Here is a 16482-nt window from a genome sequence, read left to right as displayed (position 1 = left end):
GGATGGACGCTTTTTACGCTGCGCGACCGTCAGGTCATTAACTGAATCGCACCGACATGCAGTTAATTGACATATGACACTCATCCCACTGAAAAGAGGTGCTAGCATAGAGCCATCAGTTCGACCTCAGCATGCACCCTTACTAGTAGTCAGGATATGACCGAGCCAGAAGACCCCAGCCGTGAGCGTCTCAAGCAGCACTTTGCCCAGCGGGTAATTCATCAGGCACGTCAAATTCTTGAGATCTGGCAGCGCCTGCAACGCAGCGAATGGTCTGGCGCCGACCTCTCCGAGCTCAGCGAGGCCAACCTGCGCCTGCTGCGCTTTGCCGAGCGTTTTGAACAACCCGAACACGGCCAGTTGGCGCGCAACATCGGTGAATCACTCCAAGCGGTGGATGAAAACCGTGGCCGTCTCAGCAGCCAGTTGATCACCGAACTCAACCGTTTGATGCAGCGCCTGTCGCGCACCGGCCTGCGTCAGGGCGACCAGCTGGAACAGACCTTCCTGCCACCGATGCGCAAGCCGATCTACGTGATGCTCGCCGATCACGACCGCGCCGAGCGCCTGGCCAAGCAGCTGGAATTCTTTGGCCTGAGCGCCCAGTCACTGGACAGCGTGGCGGCGTTTCGCGCCTCAATGAGCGAGCGCCTGCCGTCTGCAATCGTGATGGACGTGGATTTCTGCGGCGCAGGCCTGGGCCTCAAGCTCGCCGCCGAAGCCCAGGAAGGCCTGGAGCAAAAGCTGCCGCTGTTGTTTTTCAGCCTGCACGAAACCGACACACCGACCCGACTGGCTGCCGTGCGCGCCGGTGGCCAGGAGTTTCTGACCGGCACACTGGAAGCCTCCAGCCTGCTGGAAAAAATCGAAGTGCTGACCTGCGTCGCCCAGTACGAGCCTTATAAAGTGCTGATCATCGACGACTCGCGGGCCCAGGCGCTGCACACCGAACGGCTGCTCAACAGCGCCGGGATCGTCACCCGCACCTTGATTGAGCCGATCCAGGCCATGGCCGAGCTGGCGGACTTCCAGCCCGACCTGATCATCCTCGACATGTACATGCCCGCCTGCACCGGCACCGAACTGGCCAAGGTGATCCGCCATAACGACCGTTATGTCAGCGTGCCGATCATTTACCTGTCGGCCGAGGACGACCTGGACAAGCAATTGGATGCGATGAGCGAAGGCGGCGACGACTTCCTCACCAAGCCGATCAAGCCGCGGCACCTGATCACCACCGTGCGCAACCGCGCCGCCCGCGCCCGCCACCTCAAGGCACGGATGGTGCGCGACAGCCTGACCGGGTTGTACAACCACACCCATATCCTGCAATTGCTCGAAGACTGCAGCTTCCGCGCACGCCGCGAGAACAAGCCGTTGAGCTTTGCCATGCTTGATATCGACCACTTCAAGCGGGTCAATGACAGCCATGGCCACCCCATGGGCGACCGCGTGATCAAGAGCTTGGCGCTGTTCCTCAAGCAGCGCTTGCGCAAGACCGACTTTATCGGACGCTACGGCGGTGAAGAATTCGCCATCGTGATGCCCGACACCGACCTGGAGTCGGCCTGCAAGGTGCTGGATGAAATCCGCGGACGCTTTGCCGAAATCCATTACCCGGCACAGCCTCAGGATTTGTGGTGCACGTTCAGCGCCGGGCTGGTGGAGCTGTGCGACGGCTCCGACAGCCTGATGATGGCGGCCCAGGCCGACGAGGCGCTGTATCGCGCCAAGCATGCTGGGCGCAATCGCGTGCAAGCTGCCCGGACGTCAAAGCAAAGTGCCACCTTTTCACCAGAATCCACTGATTCCGTCATAACGCTGTAATGAAAACGCAATAACTTCAGGCACTTACCTTTTGCTGTCGGTTGAAACCACGCATGCGCCTGAAGCTGCTGACCAATCTCAACACCCTTCTTCTGGTGGCCGTGTGCCTGGCACTTGGGGCGACGCTGTGGTGGTCGCAACGGGCGTTGGAACGGCCCTATCTGCTGATGGAGCGCTACCTGGGGCTGTCCCAGACCTTCCAGAACCAGGCGGCGCGCAATATCGACGATTACCTGGCCAGCGGCGATGCCCTGCGTCTGAGCAGCGCCAGTCAAAGCCTGGAAAACCTGCTGCAACAGCTGGATGAGCTGCCCGCTGACCTGGCGCAGAACCTGCGCCCCAGCCTCGCTGCCCTGGACACTTTCAGCAAGACCGACCTGCTGGCCGCCGGCAAACTGGCCGGCGACCCACAGGCCTTGCTGCTACAAGCCGAGCGCGAATTGGGCGCCAACCTGGACCAGTTGAGCCAGTACGCCATGGGCGTCAATTCCCCTGACGGTGCGCGCTACCTTCAACCGCTACTGACCGCGTCCCAACACCTGGGCAAGTTGTCCCTGGCCCGCGACAAGCTGGTGAGCAGCGGGCGTGCGGAACTGGCCAATGATGTGGAGCGCGAAGTCGCCAATATCCGCGCCCAGGCCGACGCGCTGGGACAACTGCCGTTGCTCGGCGTCAAAGCCAGCACCGAATCCAGTACCGATGACTTTTCCGCCCTGATGGGCCTGGAAAACAGCGAAAAAACCGAAGCCCAGGACACCGGTGTCGACCTCAAGCGCGAACTCAACAGCCTGCTGACCCGTTACCCCGCCGAACTCAAGCGCACCCGTGAACAGATCCAGCAACGCAGCGACCTCGCCGCCAGCACCCACCTGAAGATCAACGCCGTGCAACAGGCCATCGCCGGTCTTGAGCCTGTGGTGCGTGCGCAACATGGCCTTATCCAAAGCGAAGTCCGCCTGATGCAAGGGGTGATGATCGGCCTGATCCTGCTGATTGCGCTGCTGATCGACACCCTGCAACGCCGCCTGGCAAGGGTGCTGACCAATCTGGCCCCGGCCTTGTCGGTCTGGGCCGAAGGCAACTTCAGCCAACCGATCGCACTGGGCAAGACCAACCGCGAACTACACGACATCGAAGCCTCCCTCAACCGCTTGCGCGCCTACCTGGTGGACTTGGTGGGCACCATTCGCGGCAATGCCGAAGAAGTGGCCGGCAGCAGCCGCGCCCTCGCCGAACTGAGCAGCGGCCTGCACGACGGCGCCGAACGCCAGGCCGGGGACACCGCGCAAATCCGCGATTCCCTGGGCGAACTCGAAGCCACCATCCAGCAAGTGGCCGGCGATGCCAGCCAGGCCGCCAGCGCCAGCCGCAGCGCGGGCCAGGCGGTGGAACAAGGCCAGCGGGTGATCGGCCTGAGCCTGACCGGTTTGCATGCATTGGTCGGCGAAGTGCAGCAAAACGCACAGATGATCGAGAAACTTGCTGAAGAGTCCGCCACCATCGGCGGCGTGCTCACGGTGATTCGCTCGATTGCCGACCAGACCAACCTGCTGGCCCTCAACGCCGCCATCGAAGCCGCCCGCGCCGGCGAGGCCGGACGTGGATTTGCGGTGGTCGCCGACGAAGTACGCACCCTGGCCCAACGCACCGCCGGCGCCACCGCAGAGATCCAGGGCTTGATCAGCGGCCTGCAAAACGCAGCCCACCAGTCAGTGGAAGGCATGCGCGCCCAGGTCGAACATGCCGAAGCCACCGCCCAGCAGGCCCAGGCGGCGGATGGAGCACTGGATGAAATCGTCGGGGCGATCCAGACCATTTCCGACACGGCTGTGCGGATTGCCGACGTGACCGCGCAACAGAGTGGCGCGGTGAGTGAGATTCGCGATAACAGCGAGCGGATTCATCAATTGGGTGAGGATAATTTGCTACGCATCGGGCAAGGGCGTAGCCAGGGAGAGCATCTGCTGGTGCTGGGTGGGCAGCTCAACACCGCAGTCCAAGCCTTTCGAGTATGACCCAATCCCGCGCCCTATGAAGATCAAATGTGGGAGGGGGCTTGCCCCCGATTGCAGAGTGTCAGCCACTGCATGTGTTGGCTGATGCACCGCTATCGGGGGGCAGGCCCCCTCCCACACTTGATCTCGATGACCAGATCTAAGGCCCCAGTCACAAATTTTGCGCAATCCTCGCTAATCGTGCTGCCTACTGCATAGAACTGGACAGTCACAAAGGCTTTGCGGCATAGTCGCCGGGTTCTGCCGCACTCCCATCAATAACAAGGAACAGCCGATGGCGACCTTACTGGTTCTTCACGGACCCAACCTGAACCTGCTTGGCACCCGCGAACCGGGCGTCTACGGGGCTGTGACCCTGGATCAGATCAACCTCGATCTGGAGCAGCGGGCTCGTGTTGCCGGCCACCATCTGCTCTACCTGCAAAGCAATGCCGAGTACGAATTGATTGATCGCATCCATGCCGCGCGCGGCGAAGGCGTGGACTTTATCCTGATCAATCCCGCCGCTTTTACGCATACAAGTGTTGCATTACGTGACGCGCTGCTGGCGGTGAGCATCCCATTCATCGAAGTGCATTTATCGAACGTGCATAAACGCGAAGCTTTCCGCCATCACTCTTACTTCTCCGACGTAGCGGTAGGTGTGATCTGCGGCCTTGGCGCCAGCGGTTACCGACTGGCCCTGGAGGCCGCCCTGGAACAACTTGAACAACCGGCCAAGCGCCCCTGACCGACCCTTGGGAGTTGATGATTCATGGATATCCGTAAAGTTAAGAAATTGATCGAACTGCTGGAAGAGTCCGGCATCGACGAGCTGGAAATCAAGGAAGGCGAAGAGTCCGTACGGATCAGCCGCCACAGCAAGACCCCGGCTCAACAGTTCTACGCGCCACAGATGCAAGCACCGGCTCCGGCTGCTGCACCTGCCGCCGCGCCAGCCGCTGCCGCTGCTGCACCTGCTGCCCCGGCCGCGCCTGTTCTGAACGGCTTCGTGGTCAAGTCGCCAATGGTCGGTACTTTCTACCGCACCCCGGCTCCGACCTCGCCAGCCTTCGTTGAAGTCGGCAAGACCGTGAAAGTGGGCGACACCATTTGCATCGTTGAAGCGATGAAAATGATGAACCACATCACCGCTGAAAAAGCCGGCGTCATCGAATCCATCCTGGTAGAAAACGGTCAGCCGGTTGAGTACGACCAGCCGCTGTTCACCATCGTTTGAACCGCGGAGCGCCTTCGATGTTGAAACCTGCGAAGAAACTGCAAAAAGTCCTGATCGCCAACCGCGGCGAGATCGCGCTGCGGATCCTGCGCGCCTGTAAGGAAGAGGGCATCAAGACCGTCGCTGTTTACTCGACGGCCGATACCGAATTGATGCACGTGAAACTGGCGGACGAAAGCATCTGCATCGGCCCGCCACTGGCCACGAACTCGTACCTGAAAGTCTCGAACATCATCGCCGCTGCTGAAGTGACCGGCGCTGATGGCATCCACCCGGGCTACGGCTTCCTCGCGGAAAACGCCGATTTCGCCGAACAGGTGGAAAAATCCGGGTTTGCCTTCATCGGCCCGAAAGCCGAAACCATTCGCTTGATGGGCGACAAGGTCTCGGCCAAGGACGCCATGATCGCGGCCGGCGTGCCAACCGTTCCTGGCTCCGACGGCCCACTGCCGGAAGACGAGGAAACCGCGCTGCGCATTGGTCGCGAAGTCGGGTACCCGGTGATCATCAAGGCCGCCGGTGGCGGTGGTGGTCGCGGCATGCGTGTGGTGCACAAGGAAGAAGACCTGATCGAAGCCGCCAAGCAGACCCGCTCCGAAGCGGGCGCCTGGTTCGGCAACCCGATGGTCTACCTGGAGAAGTACCTGACCAACCCACGTCACGTGGAAGTCCAGGTACTGTCCGACGGCCAGGGCCACGCCATCCACCTGGGCGACCGCGATTGCTCGCTGCAACGTCGTCACCAGAAGGTACTGGAAGAAGCACCGGCACCGGGCCTCGATGAGCAAGCCCGCGAAGAAGTGCTGGCTCGCTGCGTCAAGGCATGCATTGATATCAACTATCGTGGCGCCGGCACCTTCGAGTTCCTCTACGAAAACGGCCGCTTCTACTTCATCGAGATGAACACTCGCGTGCAGGTAGAGCACCCGGTTTCGGAGATGGTCACCGGTATCGACATCGTCAAGGAGATGCTGAGCATCGCCGCTGGCAACGTGCTGTCGTTCACCCAGGCCGACGTGAAGATCCACGGCCACTCCCTGGAGTGCCGGATCAACGCCGAAGACCCGAAAACCTTTATGCCGAGTCCTGGCCTGGTCAAGCATTTCCACGCGCCCGGCGGCAACGGCGTACGTGTAGATTCGCACCTGTACAGCGGCTACAAGGTTCCGTCCAACTACGATTCCCTGATCGGCAAGCTGATCACCTGGGGCGCGACCCGCGACGAGGCCATGGCCCGTATGCGTAACGCCCTGGACGAAATCGTGGTCGACGGCATCAAGACCAACATCCCACTGCACCGGGACCTGGTTCGTGATGAAGGCTTCTGCGAAGGTGGTGTGAACATTCACTACCTGGAACACAAACTGGCCGACCAGTAAGTGCTCCACCCAACAAAGCCGCCTTCGGGCGGCTTTGTTGTTTCCGGGCCCCAACTTTCAGGCCATACGCAGTACAAATGTGGGAGGGGGCTTGCCCCCGATTGCAGTGTGTCAGTCTCAGTATCTGTCACTGATCCACCGCTATCGGGGGCAAGCCCCCTCCCACATTTGATTTGTGTTCAGTCAGTACAGTCGTCTTATGCACTGCTCTCGCGTAAACTTGCGCCCTTTCGCGACCCTGCCGTCGCACACTCATTTTTTCAAAGGTGCCCGCCATGCCTTGGCTGCAAGTCCGTCTCGCCATCAGCCCAGAACAAGCCGAAACCTACGAAGACGCGTTCCTCGAAGTGGGCGCCGTCTCGGTGACCTTCATGGACGCCGAAGACCAGCCGATTTTCGAGCCGGAACTCAACACCACTCCGCTGTGGTCCCACACCCACCTGCTGGCCCTGTTCGAAGACGGCACCGATGCTGCCGCCGTGCTGGCCCATATGGAGCTGCTCACCGGTGGCCCGCTGCCCGAGCATCACAGCGAAGTGATCGAAGACCAGGACTGGGAACGCAGCTGGATGGATAACTTCCAGCCGATGCGTTTCGGCCAGCGCCTGTGGATCGTACCGAGCTGGCATGCCGCACCAGAGCCTGATGCGGTGAACCTGCTGCTGGACCCAGGCCTGGCGTTCGGCACCGGCACCCACCCCACCACCGCACTGTGCCTCGAATGGCTCGACGGCCAGGACCTGACCGACAGCAACGTGCTGGATTTCGGCTGCGGCTCGGGGATCCTGGCGATTGCCGCGCTGTTGCTGGGCGCCAAGCAAGCCGTGGGCACCGACATCGACGTGCAGGCCCTGGAAGCCTCGCGCGATAACGCCGGGCGCAACCATATTCCTGAAGATAAATTCCCACTCTACCTGCCTGAAGACCTGCCGCAGGTCCAGGCCGATGTGCTGGTGGCGAATATCCTCGCCGGGCCGCTGGTTTCCCTGGCGCCGCAACTGTCGAGCCTGGTCAAGCCGGGCGGGCGCCTGGCGCTGTCGGGCATCCTCGCCGAGCAAGGCGAAGACGTTGCTGCCGCGTATGCCCAGGATTTCGAGCTGGATCCGATCGCCAACCGCGATGGCTGGGTACGCATCAGCGGGCGTCGGCGCTAGAATGAGCGCTTGCCTGAATCGGATGGCCGCATGACCGACAGTTTCGTCACCCAGTGCCCGCATTGCCAAACACGCTTTCGCGTCAACCACGCTCAATTGAGCGTGGCCCGTGGCGTGGTGCGCTGCGGCTCGTGCCTGCAAGTGTTCAACGCCGCTCGCCAGCTGCTGGAGCAGCGCGCCCAGGCCGTGGCGCCTGAACAACCGGAAATCGCGCTGACCCCTGAGGCGCCCCGCGCCATCAGCCAGAAACAGTGGACCGCCGAAGAGCTGGACCTCGACAATCTGGACCTGGACGAAGAACTGGCCAAGCTGGAGCGCCGCGAGATTCAGCACACGCTGCCCGTGGGCGCAGAACGTCGCCAACCGGGTGCAGAGCGCCGCCAGAAGGAAGACGCCCTCAGCGCCAGCCGCGAAACCGTCAAGGCCGAAGAAGAAAAATGGGCGGCCAGCCTGTTCAGCGATCCGCCTGAAGAGCGTACCAAAGCCCCGGAAGACGAGTCGGAACCGAGCAACGCCCCTGCGACAAAGCAGCGCACCGAGCCGTCCATGTCGCAGCACATCGACGATATCGACGACGAGCCGCCACTGCGTGCAGCCCCCGAGGATGAAGACCTCGACCCACCGTTCACCCCGCTCACCCAGGCGGCGGACGAGCCGGAACCCGAGGAGCGCCCCCAGTTGCGTCGCAAGCGCCCGCGCCCCGACGCCGGCGTTCACGACGAACTGCTCCAGGACCTCGAAGACGACCCGCTGCACCTGTACGCGCAAAAGCGCCCACAGGGCTGGGGCCGCCGCTTAATCTGGATACTGCTGGTGCTGATCGCCGCCGCGGGGTTGGCAGGCCAATACATCGCCTACCAGTTCGACGACCTGGCGCGCCAGGACGCTTACCGCCCGTGGTTCCAGCAACTGTGCCCCACACTGGGCTGCAAGGTGCCATCACGGGTCGATATCGCCCACATCAAGAGCAGCAACCTGGTAGTGCGCAGCCACCCGGAATTCGCCGGGGCGCTGGTGGTGGATGCAATCATCTACAACCGCGCGACGTTCTCCCAGCCCTTCCCCCTGCTGGAGCTGCGTTTTGCCGACCTCAATGGCGGCCTGATTGCCAGTCGTCGCTTCAAACCCGCCGAATACCTCAGCGGCGAGTTGGCCGGCGTGAGCGAAATGCCATCGCAGACCCCGATCCATATCTCCCTGGACATCCTGGATCCGGGCAACAAAGCCGTGAATTACAGCCTGAGCTTCCACTCGCCCGAGTGAACCGACCCACTCACCGAAGCTTGACGGTGGATTATTGACTTGGCGCCGCGCATCCAAACCGGCGGCGATAAAGAAATAACTGTTCAGATTTTATCCAATCCAGCCTTTATCCAGTCATCGAGAGCGGGTATCATGCCAACCCTTTTTCGAACTCTAATGATCCGGCCCCACAACAGGGAAGTCCTATGTCGGCGGTACGCATCGGCCCATACACATTGCAGAACGGCTTGATCCTCGCCCCGATGGCGGGTGTCACCGACCAGCCCTTTCGTCAGCTGTGCAAACGTTTGGGCGCGGGTCTTGTAGTCTCGGAAATGGTCACCAGCGACATGAGCTTGTGGAACACCCGCAAATCGCGGATGCGCATGATCCACGAAGGTGATCCCGAGCCCCGCTCGGTACAGATCGCCGGCGGTGATGCGCAGATGCTGGCGGATGCGGCCCGAGCCAACGTGGAGTTGGGCGCACAGATCATCGACATCAACATGGGCTGCCCGGCCAAGAAGGTCTGCAACAAGGCCGCCGGTTCCGCGCTATTGAAAGATGAGCAGTTGGTTGCCGAGATCCTGCAGGCCGTTGTCGCCGCAGTGGATGTGCCGGTAACCCTGAAGATCCGTACCGGCTGGGACCGGGACAACAAGAACGGCCTGACGGTGGCGAAGATCGCCGAACAGGCAGGTATTACAGCGCTGGCGGTCCATGGCCGCACACGCGCCGATCTGTATACCGGTGAAGCCGAGTACGACACCATCGCCGCGATCAAGCAGGCGGTGTCGATGCCGGTGTTTGCCAATGGCGACATCGACTCAGCCGAGAAAGCCCGGCGCGTACTGCACGCAACCGGTGCCGATGGCTTGTTGATTGGCCGGGCCGCCCAAGGGCGCCCGTGGATTTTTCGTGAGATCGAGTATTTCCTGCGTACCGGTGAAGTCTTGCCGGCGCCGGAATTGGTCGAAGTGGAACGTATTCTGCTTGAGCATCTGGCTGCACTTCACACCTTCTATGGGGATGTGATGGGCGTGCGCATTGCTCGCAAGCATGTGGGTTGGTATCTCGCAACCCTGCCGGGCGCCAGGGAGTTTCGCGCCGGATTCAATCGTTTGGATGAAACGCAAGCACAGGTCACCGCCGTTCGTGAGTTTTTTGCCGAACGAGACAAGAGCCTGAGAGCAGGGGACGGAGAAGGGGTGGCCGCATGACGATGATGACCGAGACTTTAGTGAGTGGAACAACACCCGTGAGCGACAACGTCAATTTGAAACAGCACCTCAACACGCCGAGCGAAGAAGGCCAGACCCTTCGCGGGAGTGTCGAGAAGGCGCTGCATAATTATTTCGCCCACCTTGAGGGCGCTTCCGTCACGGACGTGTACAACCTGGTGCTCTCCGAAGTCGAGGCGCCCTTGCTCGAATGCGTGATGAACTACGTCAAGGGCAACCAGACCAAAGCCAGTGAGCTGCTGGGCCTCAACCGTGGCACCTTGCGCAAAAAGCTCAAGCAATACGATTTGCTGTAAGCATTCAATCAAACCAGAAAGGCGCCCGCGTAAAACCGGTCGCCTTTTTTGCTGACTCCTTTGCTTTTGATGGAAATTGAAATGACCGACCAGACTACCCGCCTGCCGATCCGCCGCGCCTTGATCAGTGTCTCCGACAAGACCGGGATCCTCGAATTTGCCCGGGAGCTGGAAGCCCTGGGCGTGGAAATCCTCTCCACGGGCGGGACCTTCAAACTGCTGCAGGACAACGGCGTGGCCGCAGTAGAAGTCGCGGACTACACCGGTTTCGCAGAAATGATGGACGGTCGGGTCAAGACCCTGCACCCGAAAATCCACGGTGGCATCCTTGGCCGTCGCGGTATCGACGACGCCATCATGACCGAGCACGGCATCAAGCCGATCGACCTGGTGGCCGTCAACCTGTACCCGTTCGAAGCCACCATCAACAAGCCAGGCTGCGACCTGCCGACCGCTATCGAAAACATCGATATCGGCGGCCCGACCATGGTGCGCTCGGCCGCCAAGAACCACAAAGACGTGGCCATCGTGGTCAACGCCAGCGACTACACCCAAGTGCTCGAAAGCCTGAAAGCCGGCGGCCTGACCTACGCCCAGCGCTTTGACCTGATGCTCAAGGCGTTCGAACACACCGCCGCCTACGACGGCATGATCGCCAACTACATGGGCACCGTGAACCAGGCCGCCGAAACCCTCAGCACAGAAGGCCGCAGCCAGTTCCCGCGTACCTTCAACAGCCAGTTCATCAAGGCCCAGGAAATGCGCTACGGCGAGAACCCGCACCAGAGCGCGGCGTTCTACGTGGAAGCCAAGCCTGCCGAAGTGGGCATCGCCACCGCGACCCAGCTGCAAGGCAAAGAACTGTCCTACAACAACGTGGCCGACACCGATGCCGCGCTGGAATGCGTGAAGAGCTTCGTCAAGCCGGCCTGCGTGATCGTCAAGCACGCCAACCCGTGCGGCGTGGCCGTGAGCCCGGACGCTGAAGGCGGCATCCGCCAGGCGTACGAATTGGCCTACGCCACCGACACCGAGTCGGCGTTCGGCGGCATCATCGCCTTCAACCGTGAACTGGACGCCGAGACCGCCAAGGCCATCGTCGAGCGTCAGTTCGTTGAAGTGATCATCGCCCCTTCGGTAAGCGAAGAAGCGCGCGCCATTGTTGCCGCAAAAGCCAACGTGCGCCTGCTGGCCTGTGGCGAATGGTCGGCTGACCGCGCTGCAGCCTGGGACTACAAGCGCGTCAATGGCGGCTTGCTGGTACAGAGCCGCGACATCGGCATGATCGGCAGCGAAGACCTGAAAGTCGTGACCAAGCGCGCCCCGACCGAGCAAGAGATCAACGACCTGATCTTCGCCTGGAAAGTGGCCAAATACGTTAAATCCAACGCCATCGTCTACGCCAAGAACCGCCAGACCATCGGCGTCGGCGCCGGCCAGATGAGCCGCGTGAACTCGGCGCGTATCGCCGCGATCAAGGCTGAGCACGCCGGCCTGCAGGTTGTAGGTTCGGTGATGGCATCCGATGCGTTCTTCCCGTTCCGTGATGGTTTGGACAATGCCGCCAAGGCCGGCGTGACCGCCGTGATCCAACCGGGCGGCTCGATGCGTGATGCTGAAGTGATTGCCGCTGCTGATGAAGCCGGCATTGCCATGGTCTTCACCGGCATGCGCCACTTCCGTCACTGATTCAAATGTGGGAAAGGGCTTTGTGGTGAGCGGGCTTGCCCCGCGCTGGGCTGCGAAGCGGCCCCAAAACAGCAATCCGCGCCGTATCTGATGCCCTGCGTTCTTGTTGATTGGGGCTGCTTCGCAGCCCAGCGCGGGGCAAGCCCGCTCACTACATAAGTTCAGCTCCACACTGAAGCGCTCGTGCAGCGCCTTACAGAATTTGAGGTTTTTGAAATGAATGTATTGATCATTGGCAGCGGTGGCCGTGAACACGCCCTGGCCTGGAAAGTTGCCCAGGACCCGCGCGTCCAGAAAGTTTTCGTCGCTCCCGGCAACGCCGGTACCGCCATTGAAGCCAAGTGCGAAAACGTCGCCATCGACGTATTGGCCCTTGAACAACTGGCCGACTTTGCTGAAAAAAATGTGTCCCTGACCATCGTCGGCCCGGAAGTCCCGCTGGTCGCTGGCGTTGTGGACCTGTTCCGCAGCCGTGGCCTGGACTGCTTCGGCCCGACCGCTGGCGCTGCACAACTGGAAGGCTCCAAGGCTTTCACCAAGGATTTCCTGGCGCGTCACAAGATCCCGACTGCCGACTACCAGAACTTCACCGAGATCGAGCCGGCCCTGGCCTATCTGCGTGAAAAAGGTGCACCGATCGTGATCAAGGCCGACGGCCTGGCCGCCGGCAAAGGCGTGATCGTTGCCATGACCTTGCAGGAAGCCGAAGACGCCGTGCGCGACATGCTCGCCGGCAATGCCTTTGGTGAAGCCGGTTCGCGTGTGGTCATCGAGGAATTCCTCGACGGCGAAGAAGCCAGTTTTATCGTGATGGTCGACGGCAAGAATGTGCTGCCGATGGCCACCAGCCAGGACCACAAACGCGTCGGCGACGCCGACACTGGCCCGAACACCGGCGGCATGGGTGCCTACTCCCCTGCCCCGGTGGTCACCGCAGACGTGCACAAGCGTGTGATGGACCTGGTGATCTGGCCGACCGTGCGCGGCATGGCCGACGAAGGCAATGTGTACACCGGTTTCCTGTACGCCGGCCTGATGATCGACAAGGCCGGTAACCCGAAAGTCATCGAGTTCAACTGCCGCTTCGGCGACCCGGAAACCCAACCGGTGATGCTGCGCCTGCAATCGAGCCTGGTCCTGCTGGTGGAAGCCGCCCTGGCGCAAGCCCTGGACAAGGTTGAAGCACAATGGGATCCACGCCCGAGCGTCGGCATTGTGCTGGCGGCCGGTGGTTACCCTGCCGACTACGCCAAAGGCGATGTGATCGAAGGCCTCGATGCTGCCGCAACGCTGGAAGGCAAGGTGTTCCATGCGGGCACCGCGCTCAAGGATGGCAAGGTTGTGACGGCCGGCGGTCGTGTACTGTGCGCTACCGCAATGGGCGCCAGTGTCGACGCTGCGCAGCAACAGGCTTATGCACTGGCCAAGAAGATCGACTGGAAAGGCTGCTTCTACCGCACGGACATCGGCTACCGCGCCATTGCCCGTGAACGTGGCGAAACTCAGTAACACTAGCTATCCGTTCGGTTAGGCAAGGGCCTCTGGCCCTTGCCGTCTACAGGCCTCCCCGCGCATAGTTAACCCGTGCATCAACCTACGAAGGGATTTCGCCGTGCGCTGGCTCAGGATCGCCATAGGTTTCACTGTCAGCCTGCTGACACTGCTCTGCTTGTTCCCGGCCCAGGCCGCTGCACAAGGCAGTGGTTGGGCAGTATTGCTTGATGAACAGGCCGACCTGCAACTGAGCGACATCCGTTCCCCACGCTACACCAATCAATTCAGCCCCATCGAACTGGACCGCGTGACCGCTGCGCAGCCGGACGGTGCGTTGTGGGTACGTTTCAAGCTGCAGCCCGGCAAGCACGAGCAAGTGCTGCGGGTATTCGCCCCGGACCTGTCGCACCTGAGCCTGTATGTATTGGACGGCGACAGCCTGGTCGAGCAACAAAGCACCGGCGCCCGCCAGCCCCAGGCGGAACGCCCGCTACCCAGCAGCGATTTCATGCTGCCGATGCCCCAGAGCCAGAAGCCTCTCGATGTCTACCTGCGCCTGGTCTCGGAACACGAACTGCGCCCCTATATCACCCTGGAACCGGCCGTGCTGGCGGCCGCCGACCAGACCCAGACGCTGATCTACGGCCTACTGTTCGGCTGCCTGCTGATGCTGATCCTGCACAACCTCTCGCGCTTCGCTTATCACCGCTCGCGCAGCAGCCTGTGGCTGGCGGCCTGTGAACTGCTGTTGATGCTCAGCCTGGCGCTGCTGCTCAACCTGGTAGGCCCATGGCTACCGAACTGGCATGCGATCCAGACCCCCGGCGCCTACCTGGCCTTGCTGCTGACCGCGCCGTGCGGGCTGATGTTCGCCTATCGTTTCTTCATGCCCCTGGGCCCGCACCCGCTGAACAAAGTGTTGATGGCCGACATCCTGTTTATCGTGCTGTGCGGCCTGCTGCTGTTGTTCGTCAACACCCTGCCGCTGAACATTATCACCTACGCCCTGGTGGCCCTGGCCGGCCTGAGCATGCTGTTTGTCTCGGCTTACCACTGGCAGAAAGGCTACCGCCCGGCGCGCTTGTTCGTGGCGGGCATGGTGGTGTTCAACATTGGCACGCTGATCATCCTCCCAGCCCTGCTGGGCCTGACGATGGTGTCGCCTCAGGGGTTGATCATCACGCTGCTGGCGTTTATCTGCCTCAGTGGCTTGTTGATGAGCCTGGCCCTGGGCGAACGCCAGCGTGCGATTGTCGAGGCCCGTTTCAGCCTCAGCCGCGACCTGGCCGCCAGCAATGCCGAGATCGCCGCCAAGGCCGAGTTCCTGGCCAAGATCAGCCACGAAATACGCACCCCCATGAACGGCGTGCTGGGCATGACCGAGTTGCTGCTGGGCACGCCGCTGTCGGTGAAGCAGCGCGACTACGTGCAGACTATCCACAGCGCCGGCAACGAGCTGCTCACACTGATCAATGAAATCCTCGATATTTCCAAGCTTGAATCCGGGCAGATCGAACTGGATGACGTGCAGTTCGACCTCAATGCCCTGATCGAAGACTGCCTGAGCATCTTCCGCGCCAAGGCCGAGCAGCAGAATGTCGAGCTGATCAGTTTTATCCAGCCCCAGGTGCCGCGCGTCATCAGCGGGGACCCGACGCGCCTGCGCCAGGCGATGCTGAGCCTGCTGGAAAACGCCCTGCACAAAACCGATGAAGGCGAAGTCCTGATCGTGGTCGCCCTGGACGACCGCAGCACCAAGCCACGCCTGCGCATTGCCGTGCAGGACAGCGGCCTGCCGATGGAAGCCGCCGAGCGCGACGCACTCCTGCACAGCGAACTGCACAGCAAGAATTTCCTCTCGGCCACCCGTCTGAGCGGCCACCTGGGCCTGGTGATCGCCCGCCAACTGATCCTGTTGATGAACGGCGAATTCGGTATCAAGAGCGGCAGTCACCAGGGCAGTACCTTGTGGCTGACCCTGCCACTGGACCCGGAACGCCTGGAGCACCCCACCTCCGACCTCGATGGCCCGCTCAAGGACGCCCGCGTGCTGGTGGTGGACGACAACGACACCTGCCGCAAAGTGCTGGTGCAGCAATGCACCGCCTGGGGCCTGAACGTCAGCGCGGTGCCCTCAGGCAAGGAAGCCCTGGCCTTGTTACGCACCAAGGCGCACCTGCGCGACTACTTCGACGTGGTGCTGCTGGACCAGAACATGCCCGGCATGACCGGCATGCAACTGGCGGCAAAGATCAAGGAAGACCCGAGCCTGAACCACGACATCCTGCTGATCATGCTCACCGGCATCAGCAACGCGCCAAGCAAGATCATCGCGCGCAACTGTGGGATCAAACGCATCCTCGCCAAGCCCGTCGCCGGTTACACCCTCAAGACCACCCTGGCCGATGAGCTGAACCAGCGCAGCAAAGGCGGCGTGGCGCTGCGCGTCTCACTCAACGCGCCGGCAGCGATTACCGTGCCCAGCGATTTCAAGATCCTGGTCGCCGAAGACAACAGCATCTCCACCAAAGTGATTCGCGGAATGCTCGGCAAGCTCAACCTCAATCCGGACACCGCCAGCAACGGCGAAGAAGCGCTGGAGGCGATGAAGGCCCAGCGTTATGACCTGGTATTGATGGACTGTGAAATGCCGATCCTCGATGGCTTCTCGGCCACCCAGCAGTTGCGGGCGTGGGAAGTCAGCCACCAGCGCATTCGCACACCGGTGGTGGCACTCACGGCGCATATCCTTTCGGAACACAAAGAACGCGCGCGCCAGGCTGGGATGGATGGGCATATGGCCAAACCGGTGGAGTTGTCGCAGTTGCGTGAGCTGGTGGAATTCTGGGTCGCGCAGCGTCAACAGCGGGCGGAGCACGCGCCTTCCTGACCTGGAGCGTACCGCCTGATAGACTCTCCACACTTT

At 61.6% G+C, this 16482-nt stretch carries 12 protein-coding genes; all 12 read left to right on the top strand.

Translation table 11 applies throughout. The annotated features are described in order from the left end of the window. Positions 1 to 156 precede the first annotated feature (156 nt). Entirely contained in the window at positions 157 to 1827 is a 1671-nt protein-coding gene (locus tag EJD88_RS16830; protein WP_099583598.1) for a PleD family two-component system response regulator, read from the top strand. Positions 1828 to 1880: 53 nt separating this feature from the next. Next, complete coding sequence (locus tag EJD88_RS16825; RefSeq protein WP_112193221.1) at positions 1881 to 3842, top strand: methyl-accepting chemotaxis protein; 1962 nt, start codon at positions 1881 to 1883, stop codon at positions 3840 to 3842. Positions 3843 to 4116: 274 nt separating this feature from the next. Further along, positions 4117 to 4572, top strand: a complete 456-nt coding sequence (aroQ, locus tag EJD88_RS16820; RefSeq protein WP_099583600.1) for a type II 3-dehydroquinate dehydratase — start codon at positions 4117 to 4119, stop codon at positions 4570 to 4572. A 24-nt stretch (positions 4573 to 4596) separates the two neighbouring features. Next, entirely contained in the window at positions 4597 to 5061 is a 465-nt protein-coding gene (accB, locus tag EJD88_RS16815) for an acetyl-CoA carboxylase biotin carboxyl carrier protein (RefSeq protein WP_112193219.1), read from the top strand. A gap of 17 nt (positions 5062 to 5078) precedes the next feature. Next, positions 5079 to 6440, top strand: a complete 1362-nt coding sequence (gene accC / locus EJD88_RS16810) for an acetyl-CoA carboxylase biotin carboxylase subunit (RefSeq protein WP_112193217.1) — start codon at positions 5079 to 5081, stop codon at positions 6438 to 6440. Positions 6441 to 6715: 275 nt separating this feature from the next. Continuing rightward, positions 6716 to 7594 (top strand): 50S ribosomal protein L11 methyltransferase, encoded by an 879-nt coding sequence (gene prmA, locus EJD88_RS16805; RefSeq protein WP_158878523.1) that lies wholly within the window; start codon positions 6716 to 6718, stop codon positions 7592 to 7594. Positions 7595 to 7624: 30 nt separating this feature from the next. Further along, positions 7625 to 8857, top strand: coding sequence for a DUF3426 domain-containing protein (locus EJD88_RS16800; protein WP_158878522.1), 1233 nt, complete (start codon positions 7625 to 7627; stop codon positions 8855 to 8857). A gap of 185 nt (positions 8858 to 9042) precedes the next feature. Continuing rightward, complete coding sequence (gene dusB / locus EJD88_RS16795) at positions 9043 to 10056, top strand: tRNA dihydrouridine synthase DusB (RefSeq protein ID WP_112193211.1); 1014 nt, start codon at positions 9043 to 9045, stop codon at positions 10054 to 10056. Further along, the gene (fis, locus tag EJD88_RS16790; protein ID WP_032890623.1) at positions 10053 to 10373 is read left to right on the top strand and encodes a DNA-binding transcriptional regulator Fis; all 321 of its coding nucleotides are present in this window, start codon (positions 10053 to 10055) and stop codon (positions 10371 to 10373) included. Before dusB ends, fis begins: the two co-directional genes overlap by 4 nt. 81 nt (positions 10374 to 10454) lie before the next feature. Continuing rightward, the gene (gene purH / locus EJD88_RS16785) at positions 10455 to 12062 is read left to right on the top strand and encodes a bifunctional phosphoribosylaminoimidazolecarboxamide formyltransferase/IMP cyclohydrolase (RefSeq protein ID WP_099583607.1); all 1608 of its coding nucleotides are present in this window, start codon (positions 10455 to 10457) and stop codon (positions 12060 to 12062) included. 216 nt (positions 12063 to 12278) lie between these two features. Continuing rightward, positions 12279 to 13571 (top strand): phosphoribosylamine--glycine ligase, encoded by a 1293-nt coding sequence (purD, locus tag EJD88_RS16780; protein ID WP_158878521.1) that lies wholly within the window; start codon positions 12279 to 12281, stop codon positions 13569 to 13571. Between the two features lie 103 nt (positions 13572 to 13674). Then, a complete protein-coding gene (locus EJD88_RS16775) occupies positions 13675 to 16446 on the top strand; it encodes a hybrid sensor histidine kinase/response regulator (RefSeq protein ID WP_099583609.1) in 2772 nt (923 codons plus the stop codon). Positions 16447 to 16482: the final 36 nt, after the last annotated feature.

The sequence above is a fragment of the Pseudomonas sp. PB105 genome, assembly GCF_009764655.1.
GTDB lineage: Bacteria > Pseudomonadota > Gammaproteobacteria > Pseudomonadales > Pseudomonadaceae > Aquipseudomonas > Aquipseudomonas cyclaminis.
The sequence above is the reverse complement of the archived record's forward strand: the minus strand, read 5'-3'. Positions and strand labels throughout refer to the sequence as shown.